Here is a 14,258-nt window from a genome sequence, read left to right on the forward strand (position 1 = left end):
AGAGCCACACAAAATGACCATTGCGCATTTTGCGAGGTTTATATTAAGGAGACAAATCATGAACAAGACATACCTCATTGCGCTGATGATGCTAGCAACACCGTTAGCCTTTAGTGGCGAAATCGTTGGTAAAGTTCAGTCGATGTCGAGCAAAGGAAAAGTGATTCAATACTTAAATCCCAAAACCAAGGAGGTCAATGTCCTCCGGTTTACGGACGACACCACACTTGAAAGTGCCCAGTCATTTTCCGATCTCACCGTCAATACCAAATTTAAAGCTACGGTCAACGATGACAATATTGCCACTCATATCAAACGTATTCTGGTAAAGCTTCCACCTGAACAGGTCATCGATACCGATGAACTTTCTGATTTAATTGATAGTGGAGAATCTCGCCTATTTATTGGAGACGCTAGGCCAGTCAGTGTATATAACGTAGGCCACTTACCCAATGCTCAGCCTACGCCTGCCACTGAGCTTGCCAAAAACCTTGACTGGTTACCAAAGGATAAGGCCACAATGTTGGTATTTTATTGTGGAGGGGTAACCTGCCCGTTAAGCTCCAAAGCGCTAAAAATTGCCCAGGATAACGGCTATAACAACGTCAAAGCCTATGTCGAAGGTTACCCGGCTTGGAAAGCAGAAATGTACCCCAGTTACGTTTCACCTAATTGGCTACAAGGCAACCTAGATATTCACAATGTCATTTTGGATGTTCGTGAAACAGCAAAGATGGGCGTTAAAGGCTCAGTCCACTTCCCAACATCGGCATTGTTCGACATGCACGAAAAGTGGAACACTGAAAAGTTCCCTGTAGGGAAGCGCACCATTTTTGATGTCAGAGACAAAAAAGCGCCCATTATTATCGTGTCGACTCAGCCAGACGATGATGAGGGCATTGAGGCTTATGAAATCCTAACTGCCTGGAAATACAAAAATGTTTCGATCCTTGAAGGGGGGCTACTTGCATGGCAACAACAAGATAAACCACAACAGGATGTTGCCCCTGAACTCACTTATGTAAAAAAACCAAAAGCGGGTGCACTATACGAAAACGACTTTATTGCCGCAGTGAAAAGCAACAGCGCGACGATTATAGACGTGAGGGATAGTGACGAAGTAGCGCAAGGTAAGCTCAAGCTATCTATCAATATCCCGTTGGAGGATCTTGAACAACATCTTGATCAGATCCCAAAAGACGGCAAGGTGATCCTTCACTGCGCTGCAGGGGCACGCGCAGCCCTTGCTTACACCACATTGACTAAATTAGGCTACACCAATGTCACCTATTTAGACGACAATTTTTCCGCGATTGTCAAAGCCGCTGGCATCACCCTAATTTAACGCCAAACCAACATTACGCTGCTCAGAAATGAGCAGCGTTTTTCTTGTTAACACGCCACTTATTACTATCGAATATGTACCCCATTTGGGGAGGTGCTCATATTGAGCCCCATACGCTAGGGTAATCTTAAAACAATAAAGGGCTTCATCTAGAAAGCCCTATGACTAAAAGCGGCAGCGCTAAGGAAGATACCCTATGAAAACCAAAACATTCCGCTATACCCCAGACGACACTATCTACGCCCTACTGTATGACAATGTCCAGGTAAAGACTGATCACTACCAGTGGGAGCTAGGTTGCGTCTATATGAAAATTGCGACCAGAGAGATTTTTACCCGACCATACCGTCTATTTAATCCAAAAAACTGGGTCGAGATTGAGGGTAAAGAGTATGAGCATATAGATTACTTTTAGAACGTCTTCCCTTCTGCGAACTCGTGTCATCAATTAACGCCCTATACAGGCTTGTTACTCAACAAGCCTGTGCAAAGAAAACGTTACACCACCAGAATAATTCACTACAAACCAGCATATTGACAACATCTCACCCAGCATGTTTAAAGACACATCTTACACCCAACTTGCTATAAATCAGGCCAATACTGACCTTATCTCAAGAATTCAGCCCAGTTATTAATCACTAGCACTACCAACACCTGTAGCAGGTTAAACCCGCCATCCATATTTACCCGCTTCTGAAGGGGGTTACCTAAAATTTATTTGTTAAATGGCAGTATTCGAACTACATTTATGCAACTAAATGAACGATTCATCAGTAGTTAAGATGTTGCTAAATTGCGCAATTGTGAAAAATAACGCTCATATTGAGTAAAAAATCAGCAGTTAATTACAAATAGTAGACAAAAGTCCGAAAAAATCACTTTTTGCTCTTCCATGAGCAACCACAAACTGGTTTACTTGTCACGACAACCGCGCCTCAAAGAACTTTAAACAGTGTAAAACAAAAATTACACCCACATTTTCGGCGCAGATTTATGGACAAACACAACTAATAATTTGGAGATACCGTGGCTACTAGCTCTACAACCACGAAGCCCCGCGACAATTGGGGCTCAAAATTAGGCTTCGTTATGGCCGCAGCAGGTTCTGCTGTTGGTTTAGGTAACATTTGGAAGTTCCCATACACGGCAGGTGAAAACGGCGGTGGTGCATTCATCGCTATTTATCTTGCGTTCGTAATTTTCATTGGCTTTAGTGTCATGCTTACTGAGTTTGCTGTTGGTCGTAAGACTGGCCGCAGTGCAGTTGGCGCATTTAAGTCAACTGACGGTCGCTGGACGTTCGTCGGTGTGATTGGCGTATTAAGTGGCCTGCTTATCATGGGTTTCTACCCCGTTGTAGGTGGCTGGGCGCTAGCATACGTTCAAAAAGTATCGACAGGTCTTCTGAGCAACCCAGAGGCTATCGGTGATAGTTTTGGCGGTTTCATTACTGATCCAATCCAACCACTAATGTGGATGGGTATTTACTTGCTGATGAACATCATCATCGTTAGCCGTGGTATTTCTGGCGGTATCGAAAAAGCAGGTAAGGTTCTAATGCCGATCCTTTTCCTGATCCTCATTATTGTTTCAGTAAAAGGTTTGTCTCTACCTGGCGCAATGGCAGGTCTAGAGTTCCTATTTAGCCCAGACTTCTCGAAAGTAGACAGCGGCGTTGTTCTCGCTGCACTTGGTCAGGCGTTCTTCTCTCTAAGTCTAGGTATGGGCTGTATGATCACATACGGTAGTTACCTGAAGAAGAAAGAGAACCTTGTTCAAACTACGGGTATGGTAACGGCAATGGATACCGGTGTTGCTATCCTGGCTGGTATCGCAATGTTCCCAGCGATGTTTGCACTTGGCATGGAGCCTGCTGCAGGCCCTGGTCTAGTATTCGTTGTTGTACCTCAACTGTTCGCTGAAATGGGCGGTGTTGGTCTTCTCTTCGCACTCCTTTTCTTCGTAGGCTTAACGGTTGCGGCTCTAACGTCATCAGTTTCTCTACTGGAAGTAGTCGTGTCTTACCTAATCGATGAGAAAGGTCTGAAACGTACAACGGCTGTGTTCTCAGCAGCGGCTGTTATGGCTGTTCTTTGTATCATTGCTTCTCTGTCTCTAGGCGGCATTGGTCCAACGCTGTTTGATACAGGCGCATTCGACATCTTCGACCTACTAACAGATAAGATCTTCTTAGCGGTTGGCGGTATGTTCGTGTGTATCTTCGCGGGCTGGAGACTCAGTCGTGAAGAGCTAGAAAAAGAAATCACTAACGATGGCGAAGTGAAGTTCCCGCTATTCGGCCTTTGGTATAACCTAGTTAAGTTTGTTATCCCTGTAGCAGTAGCCGTTGTAGCATTTGCTGGTATTTCAAGTGGCTTTGATAGTGGCAAAGGTCCAATCATGCTTATTGGTATCGCTATCATTGGTGTCGCAGCGATTTTCTCTAAAAAGCTATAACATCAAACATTAGCAAGAAAAGTAGAGCGAGAAGCCTTCGGGTTTCTCGCTTTTTTTATGCTGCCATTTTTCCCCACCATTCCCCCTTCCATTCCCCTGCCTTCTAACGAAGCATTCGCTCCTTCTCTGCGCACTAACATGGTGCTGTTAAAGAACCACATACCGCGTCCCAAAGAACAAATTCAGCCTAACCATCTGATATTAAAGACAATGTTAAAACTGGCACAAAAGTCGCTTATGCACTGGAGGAATTAAAAACAAGGAGAGTATTTCTATGTCTTATATAGAACCACGTGAGTTTGCCACTAAAATGGTGGATGCGGGCGAACAAAAGATATTTATGTCAACCAAAGACACATTGGTCAGAGCGTTTATGGCGGGTGCCATTCTGGGTCTAGCCGCATTTTTTGCCATCACCGTTATCGTTAAAACAGGAGAGCCTTTGGTCGGTGCTCTCCTCTTCCCTGTCGGCTTCATCATGCTTTACCTAATGAAGTTTGACCTACTAACTGGGGTATTTACTTTGGTGCCTTTGGCTGTATTAGACAAGCGCTCTGGCTGCACCGTTAACCAAATGTTGCGAAACTGGGGGCTTGTTTTTCTCGGTAACTTCGCTGGGGCATTAACGGTTGCTTTCTTTGCCTCCTTTATTTTGACCTATGGCTACAATACCGATGGCGGCACCCTAGCGGCTAAAGTCAGTAGTATCGGTGAATCCCGAACGCTTGGTTACCAAGAGCACGGCTTTTCTGGTTGGATGACGATTTTTATACGCGGTATGTTGTGTAACTGGATGGTATCTATGGGCGTCGTCGGAGCGATGATCTCAACTTCAGCCAGCGGCAAGATGATGGCCATGTGGATGCCTGTTATGCTGTTCTTCTTTATGGGCTTTGAGCACTCAATTGTAAACATGTTCCTATTCCCATTCTCTATGATCATGGGCGGTGAATTCACCGTTATGGATTACTTCATTTGGAATGAAATCCCAACCGCACTGGGTAATTTGTTTGGTGGCTTATTTTTAGTTGGCTTGCCGTTGTATCTCACCCACGTAAAAACCAGCCCGGAACGCAAACCATCAGCTGCGGCGCAAAATAGCTTAGCATCTTAATCGATAAGCTTCTTTAGGCTTCAAACCAACAAGGCTCCCCGTGCTCTGCTCGGGGAGATCTGCATATGATACAAACGTTAACATTAAGCGTAGGACAAGCCACTAGCGCTGGACTAAAACCCATCAATCAGGATCACATGGGTTACCATATCCCTGATAAACCGCAGCTCAATACCAAGGGAGCGGTAGTCGCCATTGCTGACGGTATTAGCTCAAGCGATGTTAGTCACATCGCTAGCGAAACCGCGATCGGTAGTTTTGTCGCAGATTACTATTCAACATCCGATGCCTGGTCAGTCAAAAACTCAGCGCAAAAAGTACTAAAGTCGGCCAATTATTGGCTCCACTCTCAAACGCAAAGCAGCGCCTTTCGCTACGAACCGGATAAGGGTTATGTGTGTACCTTTAGTGGCATTGTTTTCAAATCCAATACTGCTCACCTTTTTCACTGCGGAGATTCTCGAATCTATCGCCTAGCGGGTAATTCATTAGAGCAAATGACCAGTGACCATCGTCGCGTGATTGACCCCCAGACTAGCTATCTTAGTCGTGGCTTAGGGATAGGAACCACCTTAGATATTGATTATCGCCAAACCCCCCTGAATGTGGGCGATGTCTTTTTGCTCACCACCGATGGCGTGCACGAATTTCTGACTCGCACAGAGATGGTAAAAATCGTTAGCGATGAGCGCCTCGACTTAAACAGCAAAGCCGAACTGCTCGTTGAACGTGCCTTGCAGCTTGGCAGCGACGACAATCTGACGGTGCAAATCGTGTTAATCGAGCAATTGCCTGAGCACGGCTATGAGGAATTTCAGCATCAGGTGACAGCTCTCCCCCCAGCGCCTCACCTTCAAGCCAAACAACACTTTGATGGCTATCTGATCTTAAGAGATATTTATATCAGTAGCCGTAGCCATGTCTTTCTTGCAAAAGATCTCGATACCCAAGAGCTAGTTGCTTTAAAAACGCCTTCTACAGAAATGCGCAATGATGCAACATATCTGGAAGGCTTTTTAATGGAAGATTGGATAGCAACGCGACTGAACAACCCTCATATTCTCAAAACGAAAGCCTCACTGCGGCCAAAAAAGTATGTGTACAGCGTTAGCGAGTTCATCGAGGGAAAAAGCTTATCTCAATGGATGAACGATAACCCTCAGCCTAGTTTGGAATCAGTAAGGAGTATCATTGCTCAAATAGCCAAAGGATTATTAGCTTTTCATCGTCAAGAGATGGTCCATCAGGATTTACGCCCCAATAACATTATGATTGATGACTCAGGTACGGTTAAAATCATCGACTTTGGGGCGACATCTGTCGCTGGAATAGCGGAAACCAAACACACACTATCGGGCATTCCCGGTACGGCACAATACTGTGCGCCTGAATACTTCATTGGCGAGCTAGGGGATCATCGATCTGATATCTTCTCTCTTGGAGTTATAACCTATCAACTGCTTACTGGGCGTTTACCTTACGCTAACGACATTGCAAAGGCGCACAACAGACAAGCCCAACAGCGTCTAAAGTACATCTCTTCATCTAATGGTGATCTGTCTGTTCCAATGTGGGTCGACTACGCACTTAAAAAAGCCGTCTCAATTAGGCCAGATAAACGCTATCGCGAGGTCAGTGAGTTTATTCATGATCTGACGACACCCAACCCAAAAGCTCGAAGTCTTCAAACAATGCCCATTATAGAGCGAAATCCCGTGCTGTTCTGGCAACGAATTTCGCTGCTTTTAGCCATTGCACTGTCGGTGTCAATTGCCACACAAGTATCTTAAGCATGCCCCATGTGTTAACCGTTTAATTTGATGCGCTCCGTACGTGAGCGCAAGTACTCTAAGGTAAACAATAACAAAGCAGAAAGAATAACGAGCAACGTCGCTACGGCTAGAATGGTCGGGTTAATCTGCTCTCTCAGCCCAGAAAACATCTGACGTGGAATGGTTTTTTGCTCAGGGCCCGCCAAAAACAGCGCCACCACCACTTCATCAAACGAAGTCACAAACGCAAATAACGCTCCTGAAATAACCCCTGGTCGAATAAGAGGCATGATGATTTTGAAAAAGGTGTATACAGGTTTAGCACCCATACCTAAAGACGCTTGCACTAGTGAGTAATCGAATCCAGCTAGAGCAGCATTGACGGTGATAATCACAAAAGGTGTCCCTAGCGCAGCATGAGCAATGACCACGCCCCAAAAGGTGCCCGCCAAATTCAACTGCGTATAAAAGAAAAACATCCCCGCAGCGGTAATGATCAGCGGAACGATCATTGGCGAGAGCAGTATCGCCATAATAACGCGCTGCATGGGCATTGAAGAATTACTCAACCCTATTGCTGCCATTGTACCCAATATTGTGGCAATCAAGGTGGCGCATATGCCAATCAAGAAACTGTTTTTTATCGCAAGCAGCCAGTTGTCATCGTGCCAAATCTCCGCATACCACTCCAATGAGTAGGCTTCTTTGTCGAACGCTAGCATACCCGGCGTAAAGCTAAAATAGGGCTCAGCATTGAAAGACAACGGTATGATCACCAGTATCGGCATCATTAAGAAAAACAGCGTCAAGTACGCGCTAAATGACAATGAAATAGAGCCAAGTTTTTGCAATGGCGTAAAGTATCGAGGAAATCGGTTCATTCAACTAGCCTAACTTAATATTGTTGACGCCTACCCATCGATCGTACAACCAATAGAGCGCTAAAATAAGGATTAACAACAAACTGCCTAAGGCTGCCGCCAACTCCCAGTTGTTCGAAGACTGCATATGGAAGGCGATAATATTACTGATCATCTGGCCATCGGTTCCGCCCACCAGCGCAGGAGTTATGTAGTAACCAATTGAAATAATAAAGACCAACAGTGCCCCTGCGCTCAGTCCCGGTAAGGTCATAGGAAAATAGATTTTTATGAAGGCAGGCAAGGGCTTTGATCCCAGTGACAACGCCGCTCGAAAATAACTAGGATCGATGTTTTTCATCACACTGTATAAGGGCAATATCATGAATGGTAGCAAGATATGTGTCATTGAGATGATGGTGGAAAACTCGGTATAGAGTAACTCCAAAGGTTGATCGATAATTCCAATGGCTTTCAGGGTGCTATTGACGACACCATTGGTTTGCAAAAGTGCAATCCATGACGTGGTTCTAACTAGCAGTGATGTCCAAAACGGCAAAAGCACAAAAACCAATAGAAAGTTAGCCTTACTGGCCGACACGTTCGATAGGTAATATGACAGTGGGAAAGCAATGATCGCTGTGAGTAAGGTAATGTACAACGCGATTTTAAGGCTCTTCCAATACAGTTTAATGTATATTTTGGTATCCCTTGCCTCTATATCACCTTGCAAGGTCTTTTTCAGGTCAAGAGCCGTCAAATAATAACGCTCTGTCCATTTATTACCGGATGACTTGATCGCCACCCATACATCCGCTGAGCGCCACTTTTTGTGTTTATCCAATAGGATATTCGCCCCATCTAAACGTAGATCTTCTATGGGCAACTTTTTGATTTTGCGTGCTGTAGATTTTATTTGGCTCGAAGAACCCGGTAGCGCTCGGTTAATCTCTTCTGCAAGTTTTCCAGAACGTCTTTCCTTTGCAAGTCCGTGAAGCTCTATGGCAAATACTTTGATGATCTCGTCAGACGGCGGAGCCCCAGTCGACTCATCCCAAGATTGCATCGCATTCAGGGTGTCAGGGATCAATTGTGCCACCGTTGGGTGATAAACACTTCTGTACAACATCGTTGTAATTGGCGCCAAAAACGCAATTAATACAAACAGCAGCAAAGGCAGCGTAAATAGAAACAGCATCCACTGTTTGTTTCTATATTTTTTCTGGCTTTGCGCGAGTTCTGTCAACGTCAGGGTATTTTCACTCGCCATGGGTACTTTCATCCTTGAAAATCTTAAAGCGTAGAATCTGGGTCACATCAGCAATCGATGTGACCCGTTGCTTACATCACAGCTGCTATTGAAGCAGCCATTCATTGAACTTCTCGCCCAATGTTTCTCCGTAGTCAGCCCAGAAGTCTCCTGAAGCCTTAACCCCTTCGTCTAGATGTGATGAAGGTAGTTTTGGTATCACCGCAGGATCCACATATTGATACGCCGATTTACGTGTTGGACCATAGGCTACTTCAGGCATGCCACTCAATGGTTTTGATCCTGTCGCAAAGCGAATAAATTCTTCAGCCAATGCTTTCTTCTTTGTGCCCTTTACGATCGCCCAAACATCAAGGTCGTAAACATGTGAGTCCCATACCATCTCAAATGGCTTACCTTCACGCTGAATCGCATCAAAGAAACGACCGTTTGCCGATTGCACCATCACAGCACCGCCATCATTAAGTAGCTGTGGAGCCTGAGACCAGCTATCAAACCAAACAATGTCATCTTTTATGGTGTCAAGTTTTGCAAAAGCACGCTTCTGACCTTCATCAGTGCTTAGAACTTCATAAACATCGTCTTTGGAAACACCATCTGCAAGTAGAGCCCATTCAAGGTTCACTTGAGCACGCTTACGAAATGCGCGCTTACCCGGGTAAGTTTTGGTATCGAACAGATCTTGGATCGTACTCGGTTTGCCACCTTTGATCGTGTCGTGATTATAGGCAAACAAAATAGTCCAAACGATATTACCCACACCACATTCATTAGCGAGCGCTTCTGAGCTAAAATCTTCCATGGCTGGTGTACCATCACTGCCTGCAGGCAAAGTGTCCATAGGGAACACTTCTAATAGACCTTCAGAACATGCTCGCTCTAAGTCGATAACCTCGACATCAATGACGTCCCACAACACATTGCCACTTTCGACTTGTGCTTTAAGCTCGGCGATACCACCTGAATAGTTTTCTGACAGCACTTTATGGCCTGTTTTTTCAGTAAACGGGTCTAACATATGTTTTTTCTGTGCGTCGCCATAAGCACCACCAAATGATACTGCGGTAAGTTGGTCAGCTAGTGCAGAATGACTCAAGCCCAACGCAAACATGACAGGAAGCCATTTTTTCATTTTCGTCATCATATATCCTTTCGTTCCTTGATTAAGGTTGATCAAGCGCTAACCCATCAGAAATGGACCACGTTAGGCTGGTTAATTCACCGACCTGTAAAGTCGGTGCTTGCTGGTCATTCAGTAACTTCACCATTACGTCTCTATCGTCATCTAATTTAAAGAAATAACGAATGAAGTCACCGACATAAAGCCGAGTAACAAAGGTTGCCAATACTTGATTACTCTTAACTTCGTCTTTGTCACCAATAAAGAAATTCTCTGGGCGTACCGCCAATAAACAAGGCTCACCAACATCCGGACAATTGATCGCCGTTGCCACAACTTCGGTGCCATCAGACAACTCAATATGGGCATGTTCGCCGTCGACTTTGGTTAACGTACCAGGCAGGTGGTTGTTCTCCCCTAAGAAATCTGCGACAAAGGCATTGGCTGGTCGTTCATATAAGGTAGAAGGATCGGCACACTGCTGCACCACACCATCTTCAAACACAGCGATACGATCTGACATAGTCAGTGCTTCGGTTTGGTCGTGTGTAACGTAAATAGCCGTAAAGCCTAACTGTTCATGCAGTCGTTTGATTTCGAATTGCATTTGTTCACGTAAGTTTTTGTCCAACGCTCCAAGCGGCTCATCCATCAAGACAATCGAAGGTTCAAAGATCAATGAACGCGCTAAAGCGACACGCTGCTTTTGTCCACCAGAAAGCTGTCCTGGGTAGCGATTTCCAAAATATTCCAGCTCTACCAATGAAAGAAATTCATGTACTTTAGCTTTGATCTTCTCTTTAGGCATCTTGCGAACATGCAAGGGGTAAGCGAGGTTTTCCGCAACCGTCATATGAGGAAAAAGTGCATAGTGTTGAAAAACCATGCCTATATTTCGATTATAGGGTGCAACGTGTGTGATAAGTTGGCCATTTACCTCAATTGCGCCGCTGGTAACATCTTCAAATCCAGCGAGCATCATCAAACAGGTTGTTTTGCCCGATCCTGATGGCCCCAGCAGAGTGACAAACTCCCCTTTAGCAATATCAAGACTAAAATCTTTCACGACGAAATTGTGTCGATCATAGCTCTTTTTGACGTTTTTAAACTGTACGTAACGACTATCCATCTCTACTGCCTATCCCTCTACTGCCAACGACCATTTCAGATATTGCTCACCACTCAATTACACTAGTCGCAATTAACAATACAGCAACATTTAACATCTAAATATGTGATTTATCCTTTACTTTTCAGTCACAAAGGACAAGATTCGTATATTGTCATTTGAAGAAAAGTGACACTAAATCAGGACAATTCCCCTTATTGAAGAGCAGAGTAGATAAAAAAGGTGACGTTTCGACAATAATTCGCAGAAAATATTATTGTTGCTGCCAAATTTATACGGAACACCACTCAGTTAAGTTAAATGTCCGACGATCACACTAGAAATGTATCGCCGACCATCACACTCTCTACCAACTTTTATAAGGTAAGAACTTACCGTTCATGGTAATGATCACTCTATCCCCTTTGGGGTCCTCGAGCTTTTCAACGTCCATCGAAAAGTCAATCGCGCTCATGATGCCATCACCAAATTTCTCCTGAATGACCTCTTTTAAAGTATCTCCATACACACCCACCACTTCGTACAAGCGATACACCAAAGGATCTTGTGGTACATCTCGTGACCACGCTTTGGTCGGAAATGACATGAGCACGGACTGAGCTTCTTCTGGCAACTCAAGAAGTTGACACAAACGCGCTGCAGGGGCTTTCGGCATACTGTTCATACCTAAGCAAGCCGAGGTCACCCACACACAGCCCATCCCCAGTTCATCCGCAATGTCTTGCCAACTTAACCCTAATTTGTTTTTCTCGATGATAATCGCTTCAACAACATCTTCCCTTTTCATAGGACACTCCTTTCATTCAACCTATACATTCATTTTTTGAGTTAGAAATAAGAGTAAAGCAATTGTTGTGCCGTATTAAAAACAGTGTAAATGGGTCGATTAAGGCGGGATTTGCGTCGTTTTAGTGCAAAATAGTCAAAAACGATGCAAACATGTCGAAGGTATTTTTGGCAGAAGCAGAGAAATAGAGCAGCCGTAATTCCACGAATATAAAATAAGGGCGTGAATGGATTAGGCAATTTATCGCCTACAAATAGGACTGAGAACGCTGGCAGTATTTAACGGTTGGCTTTCTTTATCACTGCCAAAGAAAGCCATGGTTCGTTGGCGCTAAAAGGCATAGCCAACTTTAAAATTAAACGCCGTTTCATTACGATCGACTAAAGGAAGCTGGCTCATGCCAACCGATCCTGTTAACCCGTCACTTTCCACGACGAAATCTAAAGCGGGTGAAAATCCTATCGAGTCGTTCTCAAAGTAGTGATAACGCCCTGCATAATAGTAGTTACGTTCTAGTTTGGATTGAACAACACCAGCGCTTGGCACGATATAAATGTTGTCGGTAACACCGTAGGTCAGTGCCACTCGCGCAGAATAAAAGTCAGAGCTTAAACTTGCGCCTCGGTCGGATTCGCTGATATTACCCACATCAACGCTACCACCGAATCCCCAACGACCTTCTCCTTGCAACTGGTACACGGAAAGCCCATAGGATTTTGTTGAATTCAGCGCGGAGATGCCCCCCAAAATAGCCAGCTTGGGCTCATAAGATGCGGCATTAGATAGGCAAGAAAGGAGCAGTGAAGACAAAGCAAAGCTGCGTTTTCCCCAAGTAACAAATTGAGATGTGGTGACGGTCATGGTGGTCTTTAGTATCGAGTGAAAGCGCGATATTGGCTCTAAAAAGAGAGCGAATTCTATTGACCCATAGGGCCTTCGTCAAGATAAAATCGATTCGCATTCACAGGTCAAATCTCCCCTTTTTAACTCAGTTATCTTACCAATAAAAAAGCCACCTCATTGGTGGCTATTATCAGCAGTAAAATAGGAAACAACTCGTTTCAAATCACCAAAATCGCTGTCTTTGCTTAAAGTCTGGAGACGATTTCTTACGTAACGCTGCTTGAGTACGAGCAAAGTTCCTACCAATCATTATCCGAATTTGGCTATAGGTTTCGTAAGCTAACAGTTTCCAAGCTGGCGCTGTCCAGTAACGATTGTAAATATGCTTAATTGCTGCGGTCACATCGGGTGAGGTATTTTCTATTTGTTGACAGAGCTGCTCTGCCGCCTGCATCGGGTTATCGTTGACCTCAGTCACCAACCCGTAATCGAGTGCAGTTTTTCCATCCAACGGTGTCGCGCACATACTGATGCGCATGGCCAGATCCTTTCGCATGACCTCTCGCAAGGTTAGCGATCCCGCCATATCCGAGGTTAGGCCCATTTTAGCCTCCATTATCGACAGGTTGGCATTTGGAGAACAAATTCTAAAATCAGCACCCAAAGCAATTTGTAACCCGGCCCCCCAGCAGTATCCCTCTATCACGGCAATCACAGGGACTGATAGTTTGCGCCAATTGGCACTCACTTGCTGTGCCTGATTGGCATTTCCCGGCCACCATTTAAACAGAAGCTGAACGGCGTAACGTTTATTGCTCATCATGGATTTAAAATCTAAGCCTGAACTAAAGTTATCACCTGTTCCTTTTAAAATTACAGCACGTAGACCGCGATCTTTTTTTAGATATTTGCTGACATGGACAAGTTCATCAAACATGATTTTATCAACAGCGTTAAGCTTATTTGGTCGATGCAAACTCACGACCACCACATCCTTTTTTCTTTCCACCTCTATATGCTGATAATCCATTGTTCATTCCTTTGTTGGTCTATTCCATTACATTGAGATTGATAAAGTGTAGACACAAGATTGAACAATTAGAATAAATGCTCAAAAACCTTCCTGTAAAGGTGAGAAGTCACGCAGTTTTTATAAAACAGTTAGAGGCCGACTCCAAAAATACTAAGAGGCAATGGCCTGCGCGCGGTCAACTAAGGTAGATATGATGATTGGTGATATAACAAACTCAAGATGGATGTATGAGTAAAACTAACGGACTAAAATCAACACAACCCTGGTTGATCAATATATCAGCCGCCCTATTTACCTTTTTGTTGCTCAAGCTGGTTCTGCCAGGCAATGTAGCGCAAGATAGCCTCGCTGGACAGGCATTAGTCGACATCGCCGCTCACTACGCGCATTTTATTGCTTTTCTGTGGTTTGTTCCGATGTTGCTTGCGTTAAGAAAACCCTCAGTGAACACGAAGCCTGCTTTTAATTAACGTCAATCACGCTTGACTCCCAAAAAGACGTCCACAAAAAAGCCCTGATCGACAA

General features: G+C 44.5%; 14 protein-coding genes. 6 read left to right on the plus strand and 8 right to left on the minus strand.

Annotated features, from left to right (window positions below; genetic code table 11):
- The first annotated feature begins 58 nt into the window (after positions 1-58).
- The 3 genes from LNL84_RS11150 (at position 59) to LNL84_RS11160 (ending at position 3,805) form a co-directional block, all read left to right on the plus strand.
- Positions 59-1,345, plus strand: coding sequence for a rhodanese-like domain-containing protein (locus tag LNL84_RS11150; RefSeq protein ID WP_244357322.1), 1,287 nt, complete (start codon positions 59-61; stop codon positions 1,343-1,345).
- 196 nt (positions 1,346-1,541) lie between these two features.
- Positions 1,542-1,760, plus strand: a complete 219-nt coding sequence (locus LNL84_RS11155) for a hypothetical protein (protein WP_244357323.1) — start codon at positions 1,542-1,544, stop codon at positions 1,758-1,760.
- 614 nt (positions 1,761-2,374) lie between these two features.
- Entirely contained in the window at positions 2,375-3,805 is a 1,431-nt protein-coding gene (locus LNL84_RS11160) for a sodium-dependent transporter (protein WP_244357324.1), read from the plus strand.
- A gap of 2 nt (positions 3,806-3,807) precedes the next feature.
- On the opposite strand, the gene LNL84_RS11165 is transcribed toward LNL84_RS11160, so the two are convergent.
- The gene (locus LNL84_RS11165; RefSeq protein ID WP_244357325.1) at positions 3,808-3,966 is read right to left on the minus strand and encodes a hypothetical protein; all 159 of its coding nucleotides are present in this window, start codon (positions 3,964-3,966) and stop codon (positions 3,808-3,810) included.
- Positions 3,967-4,079: 113 nt separating this feature from the next.
- Between LNL84_RS11165 and LNL84_RS11170 the strand changes: the two genes are divergently transcribed.
- Both LNL84_RS11170 and LNL84_RS11175 read left to right on the plus strand, forming a co-directional pair.
- Positions 4,080-4,919: a formate/nitrite transporter family protein gene (locus LNL84_RS11170; RefSeq protein WP_244357326.1), complete on the plus strand. Its 840-nt coding sequence runs from the start codon at positions 4,080-4,082 to the stop codon at positions 4,917-4,919.
- Between the two features lie 65 nt (positions 4,920-4,984).
- Positions 4,985-6,709: a bifunctional protein-serine/threonine kinase/phosphatase gene (locus LNL84_RS11175; RefSeq protein ID WP_244357327.1), complete on the plus strand. Its 1,725-nt coding sequence runs from the start codon at positions 4,985-4,987 to the stop codon at positions 6,707-6,709.
- 14 nt (positions 6,710-6,723) lie between these two features.
- On the opposite strand, the gene LNL84_RS11180 is transcribed toward LNL84_RS11175, so the two are convergent.
- From LNL84_RS11180 to LNL84_RS11210, 7 genes are all read right to left on the minus strand, one after another.
- A complete protein-coding gene (locus LNL84_RS11180) occupies positions 6,724-7,572 on the minus strand; it encodes an ABC transporter permease (protein ID WP_244357328.1) in 849 nt (282 codons plus the stop codon).
- A gap of 4 nt (positions 7,573-7,576) precedes the next feature.
- A complete protein-coding gene (locus tag LNL84_RS11185) occupies positions 7,577-8,821 on the minus strand; it encodes an ABC transporter permease (protein ID WP_244357329.1) in 1,245 nt (414 codons plus the stop codon).
- Positions 8,822-8,906: 85 nt separating this feature from the next.
- On the minus strand, positions 8,907-9,962 hold the full coding sequence (locus LNL84_RS11190) for an ABC transporter substrate-binding protein (RefSeq protein ID WP_244357330.1): 1,056 nt from the start codon (positions 9,960-9,962) through the stop codon (positions 8,907-8,909).
- 22 nt (positions 9,963-9,984) lie between these two features.
- Positions 9,985-11,070 (minus strand): ABC transporter ATP-binding protein, encoded by a 1,086-nt coding sequence (locus tag LNL84_RS11195; RefSeq protein ID WP_244357331.1) that lies wholly within the window; start codon positions 11,068-11,070, stop codon positions 9,985-9,987.
- Between the two features lie 346 nt (positions 11,071-11,416).
- Entirely contained in the window at positions 11,417-11,857 is a 441-nt protein-coding gene (gene cynS / locus LNL84_RS11200) for a cyanase (protein ID WP_244357332.1), read from the minus strand.
- A 330-nt stretch (positions 11,858-12,187) separates the two neighbouring features.
- On the minus strand, positions 12,188-12,718 hold the full coding sequence (locus tag LNL84_RS11205) for a hypothetical protein (RefSeq protein ID WP_244357333.1): 531 nt from the start codon (positions 12,716-12,718) through the stop codon (positions 12,188-12,190).
- A gap of 205 nt (positions 12,719-12,923) precedes the next feature.
- Positions 12,924-13,730 carry a crotonase/enoyl-CoA hydratase family protein gene (locus LNL84_RS11210; protein ID WP_244357334.1) on the minus strand — a complete coding sequence of 269 codons (807 nt, stop codon included), beginning with the start codon at positions 13,728-13,730 and terminating at the stop codon, positions 12,924-12,926.
- Positions 13,731-13,960: 230 nt separating this feature from the next.
- Between LNL84_RS11210 and LNL84_RS11215 the strand changes: the two genes are divergently transcribed.
- Positions 13,961-14,203 (plus strand): hypothetical protein, encoded by a 243-nt coding sequence (locus tag LNL84_RS11215; RefSeq protein ID WP_244357335.1) that lies wholly within the window; start codon positions 13,961-13,963, stop codon positions 14,201-14,203.
- Positions 14,204-14,258: the final 55 nt, after the last annotated feature.

The sequence above is a fragment of the Vibrio gelatinilyticus genome (assembly GCF_022836845.1).
In the GTDB taxonomy this organism is placed as follows: domain Bacteria; phylum Pseudomonadota; class Gammaproteobacteria; order Enterobacterales; family Vibrionaceae; genus Vibrio; species Vibrio gelatinilyticus.

Coding starts and splice junctions, on each gene's coding strand:
- LNL84_RS11215 (WP_244357335.1), top strand. CDS start 13,961: ATGAGTAAAACTAACGGACTAAAATCAACACAACCCTGGTTGATCAAT.
- cynS (WP_244357332.1), bottom strand. CDS start 11,857: ATGAAAAGGGAAGATGTTGTTGAAGCGATTATCATCGAGAAAAACAAA.
- LNL84_RS11180 (WP_244357328.1), bottom strand. CDS start 7,572: ATGAACCGATTTCCTCGATACTTTACGCCATTGCAAAAACTTGGCTCT.
- LNL84_RS11170 (WP_244357326.1), top strand. CDS start 4,080: ATGTCTTATATAGAACCACGTGAGTTTGCCACTAAAATGGTGGATGCG.
- LNL84_RS11195 (WP_244357331.1), bottom strand. CDS start 11,070: ATGGATAGTCGTTACGTACAGTTTAAAAACGTCAAAAAGAGCTATGAT.
- LNL84_RS11190 (WP_244357330.1), bottom strand. CDS start 9,962: ATGACGAAAATGAAAAAATGGCTTCCTGTCATGTTTGCGTTGGGCTTG.
- LNL84_RS11175 (WP_244357327.1), top strand. CDS start 4,985: ATGATACAAACGTTAACATTAAGCGTAGGACAAGCCACTAGCGCTGGA.
- LNL84_RS11210 (WP_244357334.1), bottom strand. CDS start 13,730: ATGGATTATCAGCATATAGAGGTGGAAAGAAAAAAGGATGTGGTGGTC.
- LNL84_RS11205 (WP_244357333.1), bottom strand. CDS start 12,718: ATGACCGTCACCACATCTCAATTTGTTACTTGGGGAAAACGCAGCTTT.
- LNL84_RS11165 (WP_244357325.1), bottom strand. CDS start 3,966: ATGTGGTTCTTTAACAGCACCATGTTAGTGCGCAGAGAAGGAGCGAAT.
- LNL84_RS11185 (WP_244357329.1), bottom strand. CDS start 8,821: ATGGCGAGTGAAAATACCCTGACGTTGACAGAACTCGCGCAAAGCCAG.
- LNL84_RS11150 (WP_244357322.1), top strand. CDS start 59: ATGAACAAGACATACCTCATTGCGCTGATGATGCTAGCAACACCGTTA.
- LNL84_RS11155 (WP_244357323.1), top strand. CDS start 1,542: ATGAAAACCAAAACATTCCGCTATACCCCAGACGACACTATCTACGCC.